This is a genomic window from Flavobacterium adhaerens, from assembly GCF_040045115.1.
GTDB classification, from domain to species: Bacteria; Bacteroidota; Bacteroidia; order Flavobacteriales; family Flavobacteriaceae; genus Flavobacterium; species Flavobacterium adhaerens.
Window position 1 is genome coordinate 145407 of sequence record NZ_JBDLZX010000007.1, and the last position, 20428, is coordinate 165834.

The 20428-nt window shown below is 31.6% G+C and carries 17 protein-coding genes; all 17 read left to right on the forward strand.

Going from position 1 to position 20428, the window contains the following annotated elements:
* The 17 genes from ABEB18_RS11440 to ABEB18_RS11520 all read left to right on the forward strand — a co-directional run bounded on the left by ABEB18_RS11440 (position 1) and on the right by ABEB18_RS11520 (position 20425).
* The gene (locus ABEB18_RS11440) at positions 1–2454 is read left to right on the forward strand and encodes an exopolysaccharide transport family protein (protein WP_348799434.1); all 2454 of its coding nucleotides are present in this window, start codon (positions 1–3) and stop codon (positions 2452–2454) included.
* Between the two features lie 25 nt (positions 2455–2479).
* The gene (locus ABEB18_RS11445) at positions 2480–3469 is read left to right on the forward strand and encodes an SDR family oxidoreductase (RefSeq protein WP_348799435.1); all 990 of its coding nucleotides are present in this window, start codon (positions 2480–2482) and stop codon (positions 3467–3469) included.
* Positions 3470–3489: 20 nt separating this feature from the next.
* Entirely contained in the window at positions 3490–4881 is a 1392-nt protein-coding gene (locus tag ABEB18_RS11450) for a UDP-glucose 6-dehydrogenase (RefSeq protein WP_348799436.1), read from the forward strand.
* 310 nt (positions 4882–5191) lie between these two features.
* Entirely contained in the window at positions 5192–6475 is a 1284-nt protein-coding gene (locus tag ABEB18_RS11455) for a nucleotide sugar dehydrogenase (protein ID WP_348799437.1), read from the forward strand.
* 30 nt (positions 6476–6505) lie between these two features.
* Positions 6506–7513: a mannose-1-phosphate guanylyltransferase gene (locus ABEB18_RS11460; RefSeq protein WP_348799438.1), complete on the forward strand. Its 1008-nt coding sequence runs from the start codon at positions 6506–6508 to the stop codon at positions 7511–7513.
* Positions 7514–7525: 12 nt separating this feature from the next.
* Positions 7526–8572, forward strand: coding sequence for a dTDP-glucose 4,6-dehydratase (rfbB, locus tag ABEB18_RS11465; RefSeq protein WP_348799439.1), 1047 nt, complete (start codon positions 7526–7528; stop codon positions 8570–8572).
* Between the two features lie 188 nt (positions 8573–8760).
* The gene (locus ABEB18_RS11470) at positions 8761–9066 is read left to right on the forward strand and encodes a four helix bundle protein (RefSeq protein WP_348799440.1); all 306 of its coding nucleotides are present in this window, start codon (positions 8761–8763) and stop codon (positions 9064–9066) included.
* A gap of 142 nt (positions 9067–9208) precedes the next feature.
* Positions 9209–9676, forward strand: coding sequence for a UpxY family transcription antiterminator (locus ABEB18_RS11475; RefSeq protein WP_348799441.1), 468 nt, complete (start codon positions 9209–9211; stop codon positions 9674–9676).
* Positions 9677–9941: 265 nt separating this feature from the next.
* Positions 9942–12356: an SLBB domain-containing protein gene (locus ABEB18_RS11480; RefSeq protein WP_348799442.1), complete on the forward strand. Its 2415-nt coding sequence runs from the start codon at positions 9942–9944 to the stop codon at positions 12354–12356.
* A 78-nt stretch (positions 12357–12434) separates the two neighbouring features.
* Positions 12435–13496 (forward strand): Wzz/FepE/Etk N-terminal domain-containing protein, encoded by a 1062-nt coding sequence (locus tag ABEB18_RS11485; protein ID WP_348799443.1) that lies wholly within the window; start codon positions 12435–12437, stop codon positions 13494–13496.
* Positions 13497–14148: 652 nt separating this feature from the next.
* Positions 14149–14412 (forward strand): hypothetical protein, encoded by a 264-nt coding sequence (locus ABEB18_RS11490; RefSeq protein ID WP_348799444.1) that lies wholly within the window; start codon positions 14149–14151, stop codon positions 14410–14412.
* Between the two features lie 84 nt (positions 14413–14496).
* Positions 14497–15447, forward strand: a complete 951-nt coding sequence (locus ABEB18_RS11495; RefSeq protein ID WP_348799445.1) for a GDP-L-fucose synthase family protein — start codon at positions 14497–14499, stop codon at positions 15445–15447.
* A 70-nt stretch (positions 15448–15517) separates the two neighbouring features.
* Positions 15518–16591, forward strand: coding sequence for a GDP-mannose 4,6-dehydratase (gmd, locus tag ABEB18_RS11500; RefSeq protein WP_348799446.1), 1074 nt, complete (start codon positions 15518–15520; stop codon positions 16589–16591).
* Positions 16592–16688: 97 nt separating this feature from the next.
* Positions 16689–17714, forward strand: a complete 1026-nt coding sequence (gene neuB, locus ABEB18_RS11505) for an N-acetylneuraminate synthase (RefSeq protein ID WP_348799447.1) — start codon at positions 16689–16691, stop codon at positions 17712–17714.
* Positions 17708–18142, forward strand: coding sequence for a GNAT family N-acetyltransferase (locus ABEB18_RS11510; RefSeq protein WP_348799448.1), 435 nt, complete (start codon positions 17708–17710; stop codon positions 18140–18142). Before neuB ends, ABEB18_RS11510 begins: the two co-directional genes overlap by 7 nt.
* Positions 18142–18990 (forward strand): sugar phosphate isomerase/epimerase family protein, encoded by an 849-nt coding sequence (locus ABEB18_RS11515; protein ID WP_348799449.1) that lies wholly within the window; start codon positions 18142–18144, stop codon positions 18988–18990. Before ABEB18_RS11510 ends, ABEB18_RS11515 begins: the two co-directional genes overlap by 1 nt.
* Positions 18980–20425, forward strand: a complete 1446-nt coding sequence (locus ABEB18_RS11520; protein WP_348799450.1) for an aminotransferase class I/II-fold pyridoxal phosphate-dependent enzyme — start codon at positions 18980–18982, stop codon at positions 20423–20425. The genes ABEB18_RS11515 and ABEB18_RS11520 overlap by 11 nt, the downstream gene beginning before the upstream one ends.
* Positions 20426–20428 lie beyond the last annotated feature (3 nt).

The window sequence follows — 20428 nt, forward strand, 5'->3', positions numbered from 1 at the left end:
ATGTTAGATATTAAAGATTTTAATGTTTTTGAAAATACCTCAAGTTTTGATTTTAAAGGTTATTTGCTAAAAATATTCAGCTACTGGAAATGGTTTTTGTTTACCGTAATTGTTGCTTTAATAATAGCCTATCAAATCAACATCCGTAAAGAAAAAATATATAGTATTGATACGTTGATTTCTGTCAAAGAAGAAACTAATCCTCTTTTTACTTCAAGTACCAATTTGGTTTTTAATTGGGGAGGAGCTTCAGATCAGATTCAGACCATTTCAACAACCTTACAGTCTCGTTCGCATAATGAATTGGTAGTCGATAAATTACAATTTTATATTGATTATTTGTCACAAGGAGAATATAACCTGATCGATGCTTATGGGGCTGTTCCTTTTTATGTTAATATTGATAAAACGAAAGGTCAGTTAGAAGGAATTCCTATCAAAATAAAATTTTTAAGCGCAAATGAATACGAGCTTAGTGTTCTTTTTGAAGGTACATATGTATCGTTAATACATTATTTTGATAATAGTAAAAGTAATACTTCGGTAGTAGAAGGGGAGTATGCTAAGAAGTTTAAGGTTGGAGAACCAGTAAATCTCCCTTTTTTAAATTGGAAATTGCAAATAAATGATAATCCTGGTTTCTATGTTGGGAATGAGTATTTTGTAAGGTTTAATGATTTTGATAAAACCGTTTCTTTTTATAGAGATATAAATGTGAAAACGGATGATAGAGGAAGCTCAATAATTACATTGAGCATGCAAGGAACTAATAAAGCCCGGATTGTAGAATACCTTAATTCTACAGTAAAAATGCTCATAAAAAGACAGTTGGATAGTAAGAATCAGTTTGCTACTAATACTATTAATTTTATCGATAGTACGCTTATTGCCATGGAATCAGAGTTGAAAAAAACGGGTGATGAGTTAAAGTCTTTTAGAAAGGATAAGAATATTTACGAAATCGAGGGAGAGGGAGGAAATAAATTTTCGGAACAAATTCTCGTTTTTGATGCAGCAAAAGATGAAATAAACAGGAAAATTACGTATTATAATTCTTTAAAAGCGTATTTGAAGAATAGTGTAGATTATTCAAAATTGCCAGCACCTTCAGTGGCAGGTATTGAAGATCCAAATATTGTCGTTAATGTGTCTAAACTGATTGCTCTTTCTACTCAAAGATCTGAAATGGCGTATGCAGTAAAAAGTGAAAAGATATTTAGAGATTTTGATAATCAAATGGAAGCGGTAAAAAATGTTTTATTAGAAAACATTGTTACGGCTAAATCCTCTTTGCAATACGATTTGGCAATAGCTCAAAGTAAAGTTAATGAAGCCGAAAGTAAGATTAAGCGTCTTCCAGATCAGCAACAAGAATTAATAAAGATTAAGAGGAAATATGATTTAAATGATAATATCTATAATACTTTTTTGCAAAAAAGAAGTGAAGCTGATATAGTGAAAGCGGCTAATTTGCCTGATGTTCATTTTATAGACCCAGCAAAAGATATTGGGGGAGGACTTATAGGCCCCAAAACAGGTGTTAATTATATTTTAGCATTATTCCTTGGGTTGTTATTACCTTTGTTGGTAATCAGTATTCTTTTTTTTGTAAATAACACAATCCATAACCCTGAGGATATTGCTAGATTAACCAGTATACCATTGATAGGGGTAGTTGGAGTTAATTCGGATAAAAATAATTTAGCCGTTTTTGAAAAACCAAAATCAGCTTTATCAGAATCGTTCAGGGGGATTCGTTCTTCTTTACAATTTTTATACAAAAAAAATCTTGTTGAAGGAGCCAAGACTTTAATGATCACTTCATCGGTTAGTGGTGAAGGGAAAACTTTTTGTTCGATAAATATCGCTACGGTTTTTGCATTAAGTGAGAAAAAAACTGTAATCGTCGGATTAGATTTGAGGAAGCCAAAGTTATCTGATGAATTTAATTTGACGAATAAAGTTGGTGTTGTTAATTATTTAATCAAGGACAAAACTTTAGATGAGATAGTAAATAAGACTTCTGTGCCTTATTTGGATGTAATTTTATCAGGTCCTATTCCGCCTAATCCTTCAGAGTTGATTTTGAGCGAAGCAATGAGAGAATTAATTGAGGAATTAAAAACTCAATATGATTACATAGTGTTGGATACTCCTCCTGTTGGATTAGTTGCAGATTCATTAGAGTTGGTTCAATATAGTGATGTTGTCTTGTATATCGTAAGGCAGAATTTTACAAAGAAAGATATGATTACGCTGTTGAACAATAGGATTAATAGAGAGGAACTTCATAATACCAGCATAATTTTAAATGGATTTGAAAATAAAGCCAAATATGGTGGCGGGTACGGTTATGGATATGGATATGGTAATGGGAATTACTCAAGTGGATATCATGAAGTTGAAAAGAAAAAGAGTTTTGTAGAAAGAATGAAGATTAAGAGAAAGTCTTAATTTTAAATTTTGAAAGCATAAGAAAATGGAAAAAAATGCAGAAATTAAAATTTTAATCACTGGAGGGGCTGGTTTTATTGGTTCTAATCTATGTGAGTATTTTTTATCCAAAAAATACAATATCGTTTGTTTAGATAATTTTTCTACTGGTCATCGATACAATTTAGATGATTTTATAGATCAGGATAATTTTAAATTAATTGAAGGTGATATCCGTGATTTAGAAACCTGCAAATTAGCCATAGAAGGAGTAGATTATGTTTTGCATCAAGCGGCTTTAGGTTCTGTGCCAAGATCAATTCAGGATCCGATAACGAGTAACGATGTTAATGTTTCTGGGTTTTTAAATATGTTGGTAGCTGCAAGTGAAGCCAAAGTTAAACGTTTTGTTTATGCAGCTAGTTCTTCTACTTATGGAGATTCGGTTGGGTTGCCAAAGGTTGAGGATGTAATTGGTAAGCCTCTTTCTCCCTATGCCATTACTAAATATGTGAATGAATTATATGCTGATATTTTTAGTAAAACCTATGGATTACAGGCTATAGGGTTGCGTTATTTTAATGTTTTTGGAAGAAAACAAGATCCTAATGGAGCTTATGCAGCTGTAATTCCCAAATTTGTGATGCAATTGATGAAGCATGAAAGTCCAACGATAAATGGCGATGGAAATTTTTCCAGGGATTTTACGTATATCGATAATGTAATTCAGATGAATGAGTTGGCAATGCTTACCCAAAATCCTGAAGCTGTAAATACGGTTTATAATACCGCTTATGGAGATCGAAATACGTTGAATGATCTGATTGGGTATTTAAAAAAAATGTTAGCAAAATACGATCCAGAAATTGAAAATATTGAAATTGAATACGGAGCAGTTAGAAATGGTGATATTCCTCATTCACTGGCGAGTATTGAAAAAGCAAAATCAATTCTAGGGTACAACCCGAAGTTTTCTTTACAAGAAGGATTAAAGGAAGCAATCGATTGGTATTGGAATAATTTAAACAAAAAATAAATAATTTATAAATTAAACAAATGGAAATTACTAAAATTTGTTGCATTGGAGCTGGATACGTTGGTGGGCCAACTATGGCAGTTATCGCACAAAAATGCCCTCACATTCAAGTAACAGTTGTAGATTTAAATGCTGAAAGAATTGCAGCTTGGAATGATGAAAATACAGATAATATTCCTATTTATGAGCCAGGATTAGATACAATTGTTGCTGAAGCAAGAGGACGAAACTTGTTTTTTTCCACCGATGTTGATAAAGCTATAGAGGAAGCTCAAATCATTTTTATCTCAGTTAATACACCTACAAAAACTTATGGTAAAGGTAAAGGTATGGCTGCTGATTTAAAATATATTGAGTTATGTGCAAGACAAATAGCAAAGGTTGCTAAAGATAGCAAAATAGTTGTAGAGAAATCTACATTGCCAGTAAGAACAGCTGAGGCTATCAAGAGTATTTTGGATAATACAGGAAATGGTGTTCAATTTCAAATCCTTTCAAACCCTGAATTTTTGGCTGAGGGGACTGCGGTTGATGATTTATTAAATCCAGATAGAATATTAATTGGTGGAGATACTTCGGCTGAAGGAGAAAAAGCCATACAAGCTTTGGTTGGTGTGTATGCTAATTGGGTGAGTAGAGATAAAATTTTGACAACCAATGTTTGGTCTTCTGAATTGTCAAAATTAACAGCTAACGCTTTCTTAGCTCAGCGAATTTCTTCAATCAATGCGATGTCAGAATTATGTGAAAAAACAGGTGCTAATGTGAATGAAGTAGCTAGAGCTATTGGGATGGATAGTAGAATTGGGTCTAAATTCCTTAAATCATCTGTTGGATTTGGAGGTTCTTGTTTTCAAAAAGATATTTTAAATTTGGTTTATATTGCAAAATCATATGGATTAAATGAAGTAGCAGATTATTGGGAGCAAGTAATTATTTTAAATGATCATCAAAAGCGTCGTTTTTCAAGTAATATTGTAAAAACATTATACAATACAGTTGCTGATAAAAAGATAACTTTTTTAGGATGGGCATTTAAAAAGGATACTAATGATACAAGGGAATCAGCTGCGATTTATGTTGCCGATGATTTGATAAACGAACAGGCAAAGATTGCTGTTTATGATCCAAAAGTTTCAAGAAAGAAAGTGTTAGCCGATTTGGATTATTTAGAAACTAGAAGTGCTGATTCGAATGCCAATAGTGTGGTTTCTTTTAATGATCCTTATTTGGCATGTGAAAATGCTCATGCTGTAGCCATTCTCACTGAATGGGACGAGTTTGTTAAGTATGACTGGCAAAAAATTTATGACGGTATGCAAAAGCCAGCCTTTGTCTTTGATGGTAGAAATATATTGGATAAAGATGCTTTAGGAAAAATTGGTTTTGTTTATCAGGCTATTGGTTCTTGATTGGGTGTTTAGAAATTTTTTAAAAGAAGAGTTGGGTTTGTTTTGGCTTTTATGAAATAAATAATTTAAAAAGCTGATTTTTAGAATTAGTTCTATGTTTTTTTACTTTTTGTAATTTCAAAAAAGAGGGATTTTGTTGACTATTAAGGAATTATGTTTTTGATTTATCTAGTCCTTTTTTTTGATTTGAAGCTGTTAATTTTAACAAAATCCGATTAAGATTTTTAGTATATTTGCGACCTTGATTTGAAAGAGGGGATTTTTAAGTATATTCGCTTTTTCTTAAAAAATATAAATAAGTTTTAGGAAATTGAATACAGATATTAAAATTGCGATCATTGGTTTAGGATATGTTGGTTTGCCTTTGGCTCGCTTATTTGCAACTCAATTTTCTGTTGTAGGTTTTGATATTAATCAAACGAGAGTTCAGGCTTTACAATCGGGAATCGATACTACTCTTGAGGTGGATAATGAGACTTTGTTGAAAGTTCTAGTTCAAAAAGATAGTAATGAAAAAGGACTGTATTGTACTTCTGAAATAAACGATATAGTCAATTGTAATTATTATATAGTTACAGTTCCAACACCTGTTGATAAAAATAATCGTCCTAATTTATCTCCATTATATAAAGCTAGTGAAACAGTTGGTGCTGTTTTAAAAAAAGGCGATATTGTAATTTATGAATCTACTGTTTATCCAGGTGTAACAGAGGAAGAATGTGTTCCAGTTTTAGAACAAAAATCAGGTTTGCTTTTTAATGTAGATTTTTTTGCGGGGTATTCACCTGAGCGTATTAATCCAGGGGATAAAGAACATTCGGTAGATAAAATTTTAAAAATCACTTCGGGATCTACTCCTGAAGTTGGTAAAAAAGTAAATGAATTATACCAATCAGTAATTGTTGCAGGAACGTATCTTGCACCTTCTATTAAGGTAGCAGAAGCGGCTAAAGTAATCGAAAATTCTCAAAGAGATATCAATATTGCATTTGTAAATGAGTTAGCTAAAATCTTTAATCTTTTGGATATAGACACTTCGGCGGTACTTAAAGCGGCGGGGACAAAATGGAATTTTTTACCATTTAAGCCAGGTTTAGTTGGAGGGCATTGCATAGGAGTTGATCCGTATTATTTGGCTCAAAAAGCACAAGAGAAAGGGTATCATCCTGAAATAATATTAGCAGGTCGACGTTTGAATGATAGTATGGGTGAATATGTGGCTTCACAAGTGGTGAAGCTTATGATTAAAAAAGGAATAAACGTCAATGGAGCAAGTTTGTTAATGTTAGGTATTACATTTAAAGAAAATTGTCCAGATGTCAGAAATACTAAAATTGTTGATGTTATTAAATCGTTAGAAGATTACGGAATTCAGGTAAAGATTTTTGATCCTTGGGCTAACCCAATAGAAGTGCAGGAGGAATATGGTTTATTAACCGTAAATCAGAAGCCGCAAGACACTTTTGATGCTATAGTTTTAGGTGTTGCTCATGCTGATTTTTTAAAATTGAATTTTTCTGAATTAAGGAAAAAGAATAGTTTGTTGTATGATGTTAAAGGGGTTTTAGAATTGATAGCAGATAATAGACTTTAGTCCGTATCTCCTTTATTTTAAATAATAAGAATGAAAAAGAATAGTTCAATAGTACATGTAATTTTAACTGGTGGTGTTGGGAGTCGTTTATGGCCACTTTCTCGTAAAAGTCAGCCTAAGCAATATTTAGAAATATTTGAAAATAAATCTTTGTTTGAAATGACAGTTGAGCGTAATAGTCGTTTAGCAAACAAAATAATGGTTGTAGGGAACATTGATAATCATCAATTAAGTGGTGAAGTGATGGCTAAAACCAATACTACTTATGTGGATATTGTTGAAGCTACACCAAGAAATACTGCTGCAGCGATAGCTTTTGCAGCCTTTGCTTCTAATCCGGAAGATGTGTTAATTGTAACTCCTTCGGATCATATTATTGATAGAATGGAAGATTATAATAATGCTATTCACGAAGCAGTTTCAAAAGCAGAAAATGGTTTTATTGTGACTTTCGGAATTATTCCTACGAAGCCTGAAACTGGATATGGTTATATTGAATCGGAAGGCGATAATGTGTTGTCTTTTAGAGAAAAACCAGATGAAACAACTGCAAATGAGTTTATTGCAAAGGGGAACTTTTTATGGAATAGTGGAATGTTTTGTTTTAAAGCAGCTGTCCTTTTGGAAGAATTGAAAGTATTTCAGTCTGAAGTTTATGAAAGAGCTAAAGCTGTTTGGGAAGCTTCTGAGGATGGTTTTTTAGATTTGAATTTATCCTTAGCGATTCCTTCCATTAGTATCGATTATGCTGTAATGGAACACAGTAAAAAAATTAAAGTAGTACATGCTTCTTTTTCATGGTCTGATTTGGGTTCATTTGAATCGGTTTACGAATATTTAGTTTCAAAAGGACATCCGGTTGATAGTAATGGGAATATGGTCATAGGATGTGACAGTCATACTACTTTTTTAGGTTTAAAAAACACCATTTTTGTACATACCAATACGGCAAATTTAATTTTGCAGAAAGAAAATTCGCAAGACGTTAAGGGTATTTATAGTGAGTTGGAAAAACAAAATTCAGTTTTATTACATTAATTGAAATTCAAAATGAAAAAGATACTTATTACCGGAGGAGCAGGATTTATAGGGTCACATGTTGTTAGGCGGTTTGTGAAAAATTATCCTGATTGTCAAATTTTTAATCTAGATGCGTTGACTTATGCTGGTAATTTGGAGAATATCAAGGATATCGAAAAGGAGCCTAATTATATTTTTGTAAAAGGAGATATTGTTGATGAAAATTTTATTGATAATTTATTTCAGAAACATCAGTTTGATGGTGTAGTCCATCTAGCCGCAGAATCACATGTAGATCGTTCTATTAAAGATCCCTTAGCATTTGTTAAAACAAACGTTATTGGTACTATGAACTTGTTGAATGCTGTCAAAAAACAATGGGCAGGAAATTTTGAAGGTAAACGTTTTTATCATGTAAGTACAGATGAGGTTTATGGTTCCCTTGGAGCTGAAGGGTTGTTTACCGAAACAACTCCGTATGATCCGAATTCTCCTTATTCGGCTTCCAAAGCCAGTTCTGATCATTTTGTCCGAGCTTATGGTGAAACTTATGGTTTGCCTTATGTGCTTACCAATTGCTCTAATAATTATGGACCAAATCATTTTCCTGAGAAATTAATTCCGTTGTTTATTAATAATATCATCAATAATAAACCATTGCCAGTTTATGGAGATGGAAATTATACTAGAGATTGGTTGTTTGTAAAAGATCATGCTGTGGCTATTGATTTGGTTTTTCATGAAGGAAGAAATCATGAAACTTACAATATAGGTGGTTTTAATGAGTGGAAAAATATAGACTTAGTGAAAGTACTTTGTCAAATTATGGATGCCAAATTAGGTAGAGCAAAAGGAGAATCAGAAAAATTGATTACTTATGTAAAAGACAGGCCAGGTCATGATTTGCGTTATGCTATTGATGCTTCTAAAATTAATACTCAATTGGGGTGGAAACCATCAGTTACTTTTGAACAAGGATTGGAAATTACAATTGACTGGTATTTGAATAATCAAGATTGGTTAAATAGGGTAACTTCTGGAGAATATGCTTCTTATTATGAGAAGCAGTATTCGTAGAGGGGTGTCGGTTATCTGTTGTTGGTTTTCGGTTATGAATTATGAGTTTCTGTTGCCAGAGGGGTAGTTGGTCTGAAAAATGAAGAATAGGAAATGTGATTTTATTAAATAAAATTTATCGACATGAAGAATTATAAAGATTTAGAGATTTATAAAAAAGGATGAGTTTGTTTATTGAAACGCATAAAATGTCTTTACAATTGCCAAAATATGAGTTGTATGAATTGGGAAGTCAGTTAAGAAGATCTTCGGATTCTGTTGTTACTAATATTGTAGAGGGATATGGCAGGAAAAGATATCAGGCTGATTTTATAAAATTTTTAGTTTATTCTCATAGCAGTAATTTAGAAACGATTAATCATCTTGAGAAAATTGCAATTTTATATCCTGAATACTTAGGTATGGTTTCAAAATTAATCACTGAGTACGATGTATTAGGTGCTCCGATATATAAGTTTTTATTGTACGTTGAAAAAAACTGGAATAAGTTTTAGGCTGTTGTCGGTTGTCGGTTGTCGGTAATGGGATGTCATGTTCAAAGTTGGGATTTGTGATTGAAAATGGATTAAAATGAATGTTGTTGATAATGAATGAGTGTATTGAGTCTGAAAACAGAAAACGGAAAACAGAAATAATATGAACTGGTACGTAGTTTATACTAAGTCCAAATGGGAAAAGAAAGTTGCGGAGCGATTGAGTGAAATAGGAGTATTGACTTATTGCCCTTTAGTGACTAAAGTTAGTCAGTGGTCTGATCGTAAAAAGAAAATACAGGTTCCATTGTTTAGTTCTTATATTTTTGTAAAAATTGAGGAGAAGAATAGAAATGTTATTTTTTCAGTTCCAGGAGCTATTCGGTATTTGTTTTGGTTAGGAAAGCCTGCTGTTGTAAAAAGAACAGAGATTCAGGTTATACAAAATTGGTTAAATGCTCCGGATACTTTTGAGATAACGGTTGATAAATGGCAAAAGGGAGACAAAATAGTATTAGAATCGGGACCTTTTGTTTCGCAGTCGGCTATCGTGCAAGAAGTAAAACAAAATCATTATATCCTTGTACTAGAATCTTTAGGATGTGTTTTAAGAGTTGAATGGAAAGCATAAGTCGTAAGATTGATTTAATTTAAAAAAAAACAAACAAATAAGTTGTTGATAATGATCTTTTTATGGGTCTGATGCTGAATTTAGATTTAATTAGTAAGATTATTTTTAAAAAAAAATATATAAAAAGGCGTTTTACACTTTATTTAACGTACTTTTGCAAAATTTTAAGAAAAAGTGACCCTATTATGGGATTCACAGTGGCGAAGCCTTGGAAAATGGCTTGTGATTTAGTTGTTTAAAGTAAAGAATAAACTATATAGATACAATGAAAAAAATTATTACAGCAATTATTCTTGTTATAACTCTTTTGCAATCAAGTAGTATCATAGCTCAGGATATATTGAAAGGGAATGATTTAAGTGCGGTTAGAGTTGATAATTTGACTGATAATGATATAGCGAAAATTAAAGCGCAATTATCAAATAATCAGGTCTCTATAGATCAAGCAGAGCCAATGGCGTTATCAAAAGGAATGAGTGCTACAGAATTTGCTAAATTAAAAGCACGATTAGAATCTTTAACTATAAATTCAAACGTAGTATCTAGTACAGGTACGGCTGGTGATTTAACAGTTGTAAGTACTCAAAATGCTACACAGTATAATAATCCAAAAAAAAATGATGACACTTTAGTTTTTGGCTCAGAGTTATTCAATAATTCCAATCTTAATTTCGCACCGGATTTAAAATTAGCTACACCAGTTAATTATATATTGGGCCCTGGTGATGAATTACAAGTTTCCGTATATGGAGTTCAGGAGTACAATAGTAATAATACAATAACCCCAGAAGGAACGATAAGTATTCAATATGTTGGTCAAATTTCTATATCTGGAATGACTATAGAGGCTGCTTCTCATAAAATAAAAGCAGCTATTGCTAGAGTTTATAGCACTGTAAAGTCCCAACAATCTCAAGTTAGTGTTACTTTAAATAAGATCAGAACCATAAAAGTAACAGTTATCGGTGGTAATCAACCTGGAAATTATTCGGTTTCTTCATTGGCAACAGTATTTAATGCTTTGTATTTGGCTGGTGGACCAGGTAAAAATGGCAGTTATAGAAGTATTGAATTAATCAGAAATAATAAAGTTTGGAAGAATATTGATATTTATCGATTTTTAGTGAAAGGAGATCAATCGGATAACATTGGTTTAAGAGAAAATGATGTAATTAGAATTCCAGCATATACTCAGAGAGTGACTTTGTCAGGAGAAGTTAAACGACCAGGTATTTTTGAGATGAAAGCTGGAGAAACATTTACTGATTTATTAACATTTGCTTCGGGTTTTAATGAGTTTGCTTATACAGCTTCTGTAAATGTTGAGCAAAAAACAGGTAAGGAATTTAAAGTTCAGGATGTTAGTGCAGAAAATTTTTCCAGTTTTGTTCCTAAATCAGGTGATGTTTTTAAAGTATCAAGAATTTTAGACCGATTTGAGAATCGTATTCGAATTGAAGGAGCTGTTTTTAGACCAGATACTTATTCTTTTAAAGAAGGAATGCGTGTTTTAGATTTAATTAACAGAGCGGATGGACTTAAAGAGGATGCTTATACCAAAAGAGCAAAGATAATTCGATTGAAACCTAATTTAACATCTGAAATTGTAAACATTGATTTGAGTGCTGTTTTGAATGGAGATTTAAATGCGAATATTGAGTTAAAAAGAGAAGATGTTCTTACTGTTTATTCGATATTAGAATTTAGGGAAGAGTATAAGGTTACTATTGAAGGACAAGTGAAAAATCCTGGAGTATATCCTTATTATGAGAATCTTACTTTAAATGATCTAATAGTTCAAGTTGGTGGATTAACAAGTAGTGCTTCTAAAAGAGTTGAAGTTGCTCGTATGGTTAAATCAGAGGCAATTGATACTTCAAGCACTCAGCGTGTAGAATTAATTACACTGGAAATTGAAGCAGATAATAATGAGCAAACTAAAAATTTTGTTTTGCAACCTTTTGATGTCGTAAGTATAAGACGTCTTGCCTTATATGAAAAACCACAAACGATCACCGTTACGGGAGCAGTAACATATCCTGGTAAATATGTATTGGCCTCTAAAGAGGAAAGAATTTACAGCATTATTATGCGTGCGGGAGGACTAAATCCTACAGCTAATATTGAAGGAATGAGAATTAAAAGACCTATTCAGACGAAACAAATTCAAGAAGTTGAAAATGTAGATGTTAATTTCAAAGAAGAAAGTAATGTGTCGGATAAGTTAGCTAATAAACTAGAGGAGGTTGCATTTGCAACCATACCAGTTGACTGGCAAAAAATTATGATGAACCAGAATCATTTTTCAAATGTTATTTTATTTCCAGGAGATCAGATAGAAATTTCTGTTAATAATCAGAGTGTTAAAGTAGCAGGAAACGTTTTGTTAACTTCTGAGATTCCTTATCGTCAGGGAAAAGGTTTTAATTATTATTTGAATGCTGTTGGTGGGGTAAATAATAAAGGCTGGAAAAAAAGAGCTTACATTATTTATCCTAATGGAAAGGCCGATGTGACCAAGTCTTTTTTATTTTTTAAAAATTTCCCCAAGGTTAAGCCTGATTCTCAAATTGTAGTTCCTGAAAAGCCTGAGAGAACAAAAATGAGTACAGGAGAATGGGTAAGTATTGGTAGCGTAATTACAAGTTTAGCATTGTTAATTGTTACAGCATTTAAGTAGTTTTTTTGAATTGTTTAAAGGAAAATATTTTTTTGTTGTTCTTTAATTATTTAGGGTAAAAAAAGTAATGAATTATTTATGAGTGAAAATAAACAACAATATACAGATGAGGAGATATCGTTGAAAGATTTTTTTTTAAAATTTCTCAAATGGGTTTATTTTCTGCAGTCTAAATGGAAAATAATAGTAGTTGTTGGTCTAATGGGTGCGTTTATAGGATTAGCTTATTCATTTATAAAAAAGCCTATTTATACTGCTACACTTACATTTGCTTTAGAAGATGAGAATGGTGGAGGTGCTATAGGGTTGGCTAGCTCACTAGGACTTGATATTGGTGGGGGTAGTGGAGGAGGTATTTTTTCTAGTTCTAATTTGACAGAGCTCTTTAAGTCAAGAGCAATGGTTGAAAAAGCCTTGTTAACACCTGTGTCCGTTAATAGAAAAACAATTTCTTTAGCTGAAATGTATATTCAAAATAATAAATGGAGAGATAGTTGGAATAAAGAACCTAAGTATAAGAATATTCAGTTTTTGCCAAATATCAAGCGTAAGGATTTGACCAGAGTTCATGATAGTATACTAGGAGTTATTTATAATAGATTATCTGAAAAAGCATTAACTGTTGCTCAAAAAGATAAAAAAACAACTATAACTTCAATTGATGTTTTTACTACAGATGAATTATTTTCTCTATATTTTTGTGAGGCCCTTGCAAAGCAAGTAGGGAAATTTTATGTGGATACCAAAAGCAAAAAAGCACGCATCAATATGAATATTTTGAATAGACAAAGAGATTCTATTAGAGTTGAGTTAAACAGTGCTATAACTGGAGTAGCTATTGCAACGGATAACACCTTTATGTTAAATCCTGCACTTAATGTGCAACGTTCTCCTTCAGTTCGTCGTCAAGTTGATGTGCAAGCAAATACTGCTATATTAACAGAGTTAGTAAGACAAACTGAGTTAGCTAAAGTTGCTCTACGTAAGGAAACTCCACTGATTCAGGTAATTGATCGTCCCGTTTTACCATTGCCAAATGATAAATTAGGTAGGGTCAAAGGATTTTTATTGGGAGGAATTTTATTTGGATTGTTGGCAATATTATATCTGACATTAAAAAGAATAATTTTGAGACAATAATGATAATTTATGAATTTAGTTGCATATGTAGTTCTTTTTGGAGGTATTGGAAGTGAATTATTGTATTAGTAAAGAGGAAGTAAATCAAAATAATATCTAGAGATTTTGAGTAAATGTTTTTGTTTAAAATGATGTTAAATCGGAATCAAAGTTTTATTGATAAAGTTATTGTTGTAGGTAATTGTGATAATGCTCATTTTGAGTAAGTAAATTTTGATAAAAATAAAGTTGTTTTTTGATATATAGGATTTACATCCAGCAATACTGTTGTTATAATTTTCTTTTCGGCCTTTGCTAACAGGATGATATTTTAATTGTTACACTGTCTGATTATGTTATTGATGTTATGTAAGCTTATGAGATTGTAATTAACGATGCTATAGGAAAAGCTCAAAATGGATTTATTGTAACATTTGGAATTCTATGTACAAAATTTGAATCAGGATAAAAATATATTGAACGAAAAGTGAATGATGTTATTTCATTCCGTGAAAAGCAAATATGGAAACAGCAATTGATTTTATTAATAATGGCAATTTCTTATTGAACAGTGGCATGTTTAGTTTTAAAGCTCAAATTTTGTTAGATGAATTAAATGAATATGTACACTTGGTTTATGCTAAAACTAAATTAGTTCTGGAAGAAAATGTTCATGGGTATAGATTTGGAACTTTCACTTGATATTCCTTTTATTGGTATTGATTATGCTGTTATGGAAAGAAGTAAAAAAATCAAGGTAGTTCTTTCTCATTTTTTATGGTCTGATTTAGGTTCTTTCGAATCTGTTTATAACTATTTAGTTTCAAGCGCTCACCCAATAGATGAAAATGGCAATATGGTTATCGGGACTTCAGTTTATTCAGCATTTATAGGTCTTCGTAAAGCAATTTTTGTAGCACAGATAAAGCAAATATGATTCTACAAAAAGAGTATTCTCAAGATGTAAAAAAAAAATATAATGATTTAGAAGAGCAAGGCTCTTACTTATTTAATTAAGAAAATGAATAAAAATACAAAAATATACATTGCCGGACATAAGGGTATGGTTGGAAGTGCTATTTGGAGAGCATTGGAAGCAAATGGTTACAATAACTTAGTTGGTAGAACTAGTAGTGAATTAGATTTAAGAGATCAAAAGTCTGTTTTTCAATTTATAAATGATGAAAAACCAAAAGTTGTTATAGATGCTGCTGCCAAGGTAGGCGGTATTTTAGCAAATAATGACTATCCATATCAATTTATTATGGAAAATATGCAAATTCAAAATAATTTAATTGATGCTTCCCATAAGAATAATGTGGATAGGTTTATCTTTTTAGGGAGTTCTTGTATTTATCCAAAATTTTCACCTCAGCCGTTGAAAGAAGATTATTTATTAACGGATTCTTTAGAACCAACAAATGAATGGTATGCTATTGCAAAAATTACTGGTGTTAAATCGTGTCAAGCTATTAGAAATCAATACGGAAAGGACTATGTTAGTTTAATGCCAACTAATTTATATGGTGTTCATGATAATTTTGATTTGAATACTTCTCATGTGTTACCAGCTATGATTCGTAAATTTCATGAAGCAAAAGAAAATAACAATGCTCCAGTAACGCTTTGGGGAAGTGGAGCCCCTAAACGTGAATTTTTATTTGTAGATGATATGGCATCAGCAGTAGTTTTTGCTTTAGAAAATAAACTACCAGATTATTTATATAATGTTGGTACAGGTGTAGATTTGACTATAAAAGAATTAGCAGAAACAATTCAGAAGATTATTGGACATCATGGAGATATAATTTGGGATTCAACTAAGCCTGATGGAACGCCTAGAAAATTAATGGATATTTCTAAGATGCATAGTTTAGGTTGGAAACATGAAGTAGAATTGGAACTAGGTATTCAGAGAACTTACAATTGGTTTTTAGAAAATATTGGAAAATATAAAGAAGTTAAATTATAATAATTAAATCGAAAATAAGCTAAAGGTAATTTTACACTTTAGAATGATAATTTTTTAGAAATATTAATACATGAAAATAGCTCTTATAACTGGGATTACAGGCCAAGATGGATCGTATTTGGCAGAATTATTATTAGAAAAAGGATATTTTGTACATGGAGTTAAACGCCGTGCTTCTTCTTTCAATACACAAAGAATTGATCACATATACCAAGATCAGCATGAATCACATGTTAACTTTAAATTGCATTATGGAGATTTGACTGATTCAACTAATATTATTAGAATAATTCAAGAAGTACAACCAGATGAGATATACAATTTAGGAGCTATGTCACATGTTAAGGTGTCTTTTGACTCGCCTGAGTATGTTGCAAATGTCGATGGAGTTGGAACTTTACGAATTTTAGAAGCAGTTAGGATCTTAGGTTTAGAAAAAAAGACTAGAATTTATCAAGCATCGACTTCAGAACTTTATGGAGGTCTAGCAGAAAACAAGAATGAGAAAGGTTTTTACGATGAAAATTCAGCATTTTATCCTCGTTCCCCCTATGGTGTGGCAAAGATTTATGGTTTTTGGATAACAAAGAATTACCGTGAAGCTTATAATTTGTATGCTTGTAACGGAATTCTTTTTAATCACGAATCTCCAAGACGAGGAGAAACTTTTGTGACACGTAAAATTACTATGGCAACAGCGGCTATTGCAAAAGGAAAGCAAGAATGTCTTTATCTTGGGAATCTTAATTCGCAAAGAGATTGGGGACATGCTAAAGATTATGTTGAGGCAATGTGGAGAATTTTGCAGCAAGATGTAGCAGAAGATTATGTTATTGCGACTGGAGTTACGACTTATATTAGAGATTTTGTACGTATGTCTTTTGCTGAAATTGGTGTTGAATTAATTTTTGAAGGCGAAAATGAAAATGAAGTGGCAAAAGTTGTTTCTTGTAATAATCCTTTGTATCAATTAGAAATTGGTAAAGTAGTTGTTCGTGTTGATCCGGAATATTATCGTCCTACAGAAGTAGATCTGTTAATTGGGGACCCTACTAAATCTAAGACTATATTGGGTTGGGAGCCCAAATACGATTTAAAGACATTGGTTAAAGAAATGGTAGAAAGCGATCTGAATTTTTATTAAAAAATCCTTGTAACTAAATAATAGAATTGATTTTTCTATTACTAGAAAGTAAATAAAAAGCTGAATAAATTCATAATAATATCAGAACTAAATCAGAATGGATAAAATATATAACAAAACGTACATTATAGCAGAAGTAGGTGTCAATCATAATGGAGATTCTAAAATAGCTAAGGAACTAATAAAAGAAGCTAAAAATGCAGGTGCTGACTGTGTTAAATTTCAAACTTTTAAAGCAGAACAGATAGTAACAAAGACATCACCTAAAGCAAAGTATCAGTTAGATGTTACAGATAAGACTGAAAGCCAGTTTGATATGTTGAAAAAATTAGAACTTGAATTTGACGTTTATACTGATTTGATTAATTATTGTAAAGAGATTAATATTGATTTTTTATCAACTCCTTACAATAAAGAAGATTTAGATTTTTTAGAAAAACTAGATGTCGATTGTTATAAAATTGCTTCAGGTCAATTAACAGAATTACCTTTCTTAAGATATGTTGCAAAAACCAACAAAAGAATTTTATTGTCTACTGGTATGGGAACTTTAGCTGATGTGTATAATGGCGTAGAAGCTATTAGAGCAGAAGGCAATAACGATATTGTAGTTCTGCAATGTACTACTAATTATCCTTCTAAAATAGAAGATGCTAATATTTTATCAATGAACAGCATTAAAACAGCATGTAATGTAAATGTTGGATACTCTGATCATGTGACTAATAATTATGCCTGTTTTGCAGCTGTTGCTTTAGGAGCAGAGATTATAGAAAAGCACTTTACATTAGATAAAGAGATGGAGGGACCCGATCATTCTTGTTCATTGACACCAGATGAGTTTAAAGTAATGGTTAACGGAATACGTGACATTGAAAAAGCTTTAGGTAGTTCTGTAAAAAAACCTTCTCAAATTGAGGTTGAAAATAGTTTAGGAATGAAAAGAGGTATGGTTATTATTTTACCATTGGAAAAGGGAACGGTTTTAACGGAGATGCATATAGGCTTTAAGAGACCATTAAAAGGTATTCCGATAAATATGTTAAATGATGTATTAGGTAAAAGAGTATCTAAAGATATGACTATAGATGAGATTTTAGATTATAATTGTATCGAATGGTAAGTCAAATAGAAATCAAAATGATAAATTTTGATAATATTGCTCTTTTAGAACAATTTGTTGAAAATATTGGTGATTCAGAAAAGACTTTTAGATATTTTAAATCCCGTCCATTAAGTGTAATCGCGAATCATTTGGTTACAGTATTGGCGGTAGATAATAATATGCCAATGGCGTATGGTCACTTAGATAAAGAAGAAGATGTAATATGGCTGGGTATTGCTGTATCAGAAAATAACAAGGGAAAAGGTTTGGGTAATTTAGTTATGAATTACCTTATAAATTATGCTGATCAAATGAAAATAAAAGAATTATCATTGTCGGTAGATGCAGATAACACAATAGCTAGTAATATGTATAAGAAGTTTCGTTTTCAAGAAGTCAAAATTCTGGAAAAGAGCAATACACTCATAATGAAAAGAAGTTATTAATGAAATCTAATATATACGTTAGTTCCTTAGCTTTTATTGGACAATCAATAGAAGATATCATAAAGGTTTGCCTAGAAAATGATTTGAATTTGGAGTTTAGCTCTGGATTAGCATATCGAGAAGATATGGAATATGTTTATTCTAACGCAAATTTACGAAGACTGGCTCATAACTATTTTCCTGCACCTCAAATTCCTTTTGTCTTAAATTTAGGGAGTAGTAATATTGAAATTAGAACGAAGTCTATTGAGCATTGTAAAAATGGATTGAGTTTATCTAAAAAAAGTAATTCTCCTTTTTTTGCTGCACATGCTGGATTTTGCATTGATCCGGATCCAAATGAATTAGGTAGGAAAATTGCAATAAAAAATGACTACGATAAACAACTTCATAAGCAATTGTTTTTAGAAGCTGTACTTGAAATTCTAAAATTTGCAGATGAAATTGGTGTTGATTTTTTAATAGAAAATAATGTTTTGGCACCATTTAATTATGACGGTTCGAACCCTTTACTTTGTTGTAGTTCCGAAGAGGTTGATTGGCTCTTTAAAGCAATCACAAATCCAAGATTAGGATTGTTATTAGATACCGCTCATTTGAAAGTTAGTTGTCAGACCCTGCAATTAGATTTGTTTGATGAATTTGAAAAAGTCAGCCCATTTGTTAAGGCATTTCATCACAGCGATAACGATGGTATGAAAGATTGTAATTATCAACTAAATGAGAAATATTGGTTTTTACCTTATATTAAGAAGTTTAAAAATTATGTGCACGTACTTGAAATAAAAACGGACGGAATCAACGAAATAAAGCAACAAATTAAATTACTGGAAAAGAATGGATATTAGAGATATTATAATTAACCAAAATGCGAAGTTAAAAGAAGCTCTTCAGCTGCTAGATAAGCTGGGGCTTGGAATACTATTTATTACTGATGAATCTAAAGTTTTAGTTGGAGTTTTAACAGATGGTGATATTAGAAGGTTTCTTTTATCAGACGGAAGTCTGGATAATGAGATTAAAGATGTAATGAATAAAAGTTTCTTCTCCCTTTCAGTTGATACAGATAATGAAACAATAATTAATCATATAAATAATAAGATTAAAATTATTCCATTGGTTGACATTGCAGGTAAGATTGTTGATTATGCTTCGATTAATAAATTGCGAAGAATTTCTATTTCTGCACCACTTTTAGAAGGAAACGAATTATTATATGTTACCGACTGTATTAAAACAAATTGGATTTCTTCTCAGGGGAAATATGTAAGACAATTTGAGAAATTATTTATAGATTATCATGAAAATCATCCTGCTCTGGCAGTAAGTAATGGTACTGTTGCTTTGCATTTAGCATTGGAAGCACTAGGAATAGGAATAGGAGATGAAGTTATTGTGCCTAATTTAACATTTGCGGCTTCAATAAATGCTATACTTTATACAGGAGCTACGCCGGTTTTAGTTGATGTTGAAAGAGATACTTTTAATATTGATATGGATAAGGTTGACCAGTATATAACAAATAAGACAAAGGCAGTAATGCCAGTTCATTTATATGGGCAATCTTGTGATATGGACAAAATAATGACACTTTCTAAGAAATTTAATTTATTGATTATTGAAGATTGTGCTGAAGCCTTAGGTTCCAGATATAAAGACAGACCAGTTGGTGTTTTTGGAGATGCGGCAACATTTAGTTTTTTTGGGAATAAAACAATAACAACAGGAGAAGGAGGTATGGTTTTATTTAAAGATGCGGAAGTCGCTAATAAAGGTGCCGTGCTCAGAGATCACGGAATGAGTAAAGAAAAACGTTACTGGCATGACTTTATTGGTTTTAACTACAGGCTTACAAATTTGCAGGCAGCCATAGGTGTGGCTCAATTTGAAAGGTTGGGAGAATTTGTAAATGCTAAAAGAAAGCTGGCAGAAATTTACAATGAAACATTAAATAAATATTCTTTTTTTCAAACTCCGGTAGAAAAACAGGATGTATTTAATTCATATTGGCTATACACATTTCTAATAAAGGAGAACGCTCCGTTTAAAAGAAATGATTTAATTGATTATCTAAATAAAAGAGGGATTGAGACTAGACCTGTTTTTTATCCATTGCATGTAATGCCCCCTTATAAACCATTTGGAAAAAATAAAAACTTAAGAATATCTGCAGAGATATCAGAATTAGGAATGAGCCTTCCGTCATCTGTTAGTTTGTCCGTGACTGAAGCAAACTATATTTGCAATTGTATTTCAGATTTTGTAAATGAAATTAATTTTTAATCG

What these genes read in the sequence shown, in the direction of transcription:
- ABEB18_RS11475 (WP_348799441.1), top strand. Translation starts at nt 9,209, where the DNA reads ATGAACTGGTACGTAGTTTATACTAAGTCCAAATGGGAAAAGAAAGTT.
- ABEB18_RS11445 (WP_348799435.1), top strand. Translation starts at nt 2,480, where the DNA reads ATGGAAAAAAATGCAGAAATTAAAATTTTAATCACTGGAGGGGCTGGT.
- neuB (WP_348799447.1), top strand. Translation starts at nt 16,689, where the DNA reads ATGGATAAAATATATAACAAAACGTACATTATAGCAGAAGTAGGTGTC.
- ABEB18_RS11440 (WP_348799434.1), top strand. Translation starts at nt 1, where the DNA reads ATGTTAGATATTAAAGATTTTAATGTTTTTGAAAATACCTCAAGTTTT.
- ABEB18_RS11480 (WP_348799442.1), top strand. Translation starts at nt 9,942, where the DNA reads ATGAAAAAAATTATTACAGCAATTATTCTTGTTATAACTCTTTTGCAA.
- ABEB18_RS11450 (WP_348799436.1), top strand. Translation starts at nt 3,490, where the DNA reads ATGGAAATTACTAAAATTTGTTGCATTGGAGCTGGATACGTTGGTGGG.
- gmd (WP_348799446.1), top strand. Translation starts at nt 15,518, where the DNA reads ATGAAAATAGCTCTTATAACTGGGATTACAGGCCAAGATGGATCGTAT.
- ABEB18_RS11510 (WP_348799448.1), top strand. Translation starts at nt 17,708, where the DNA reads ATGGTAAGTCAAATAGAAATCAAAATGATAAATTTTGATAATATTGCT.
- ABEB18_RS11485 (WP_348799443.1), top strand. Translation starts at nt 12,435, where the DNA reads ATGAGTGAAAATAAACAACAATATACAGATGAGGAGATATCGTTGAAA.
- ABEB18_RS11515 (WP_348799449.1), top strand. Translation starts at nt 18,142, where the DNA reads ATGAAATCTAATATATACGTTAGTTCCTTAGCTTTTATTGGACAATCA.
- ABEB18_RS11470 (WP_348799440.1), top strand. Translation starts at nt 8,761, where the DNA reads ATGTCTTTACAATTGCCAAAATATGAGTTGTATGAATTGGGAAGTCAG.
- ABEB18_RS11490 (WP_348799444.1), top strand. Translation starts at nt 14,149, where the DNA reads ATGGGTATAGATTTGGAACTTTCACTTGATATTCCTTTTATTGGTATT.
- rfbB (WP_348799439.1), top strand. Translation starts at nt 7,526, where the DNA reads ATGAAAAAGATACTTATTACCGGAGGAGCAGGATTTATAGGGTCACAT.
- ABEB18_RS11495 (WP_348799445.1), top strand. Translation starts at nt 14,497, where the DNA reads ATGAATAAAAATACAAAAATATACATTGCCGGACATAAGGGTATGGTT.
- ABEB18_RS11460 (WP_348799438.1), top strand. Translation starts at nt 6,506, where the DNA reads ATGAAAAAGAATAGTTCAATAGTACATGTAATTTTAACTGGTGGTGTT.
- ABEB18_RS11520 (WP_348799450.1), top strand. Translation starts at nt 18,980, where the DNA reads ATGGATATTAGAGATATTATAATTAACCAAAATGCGAAGTTAAAAGAA.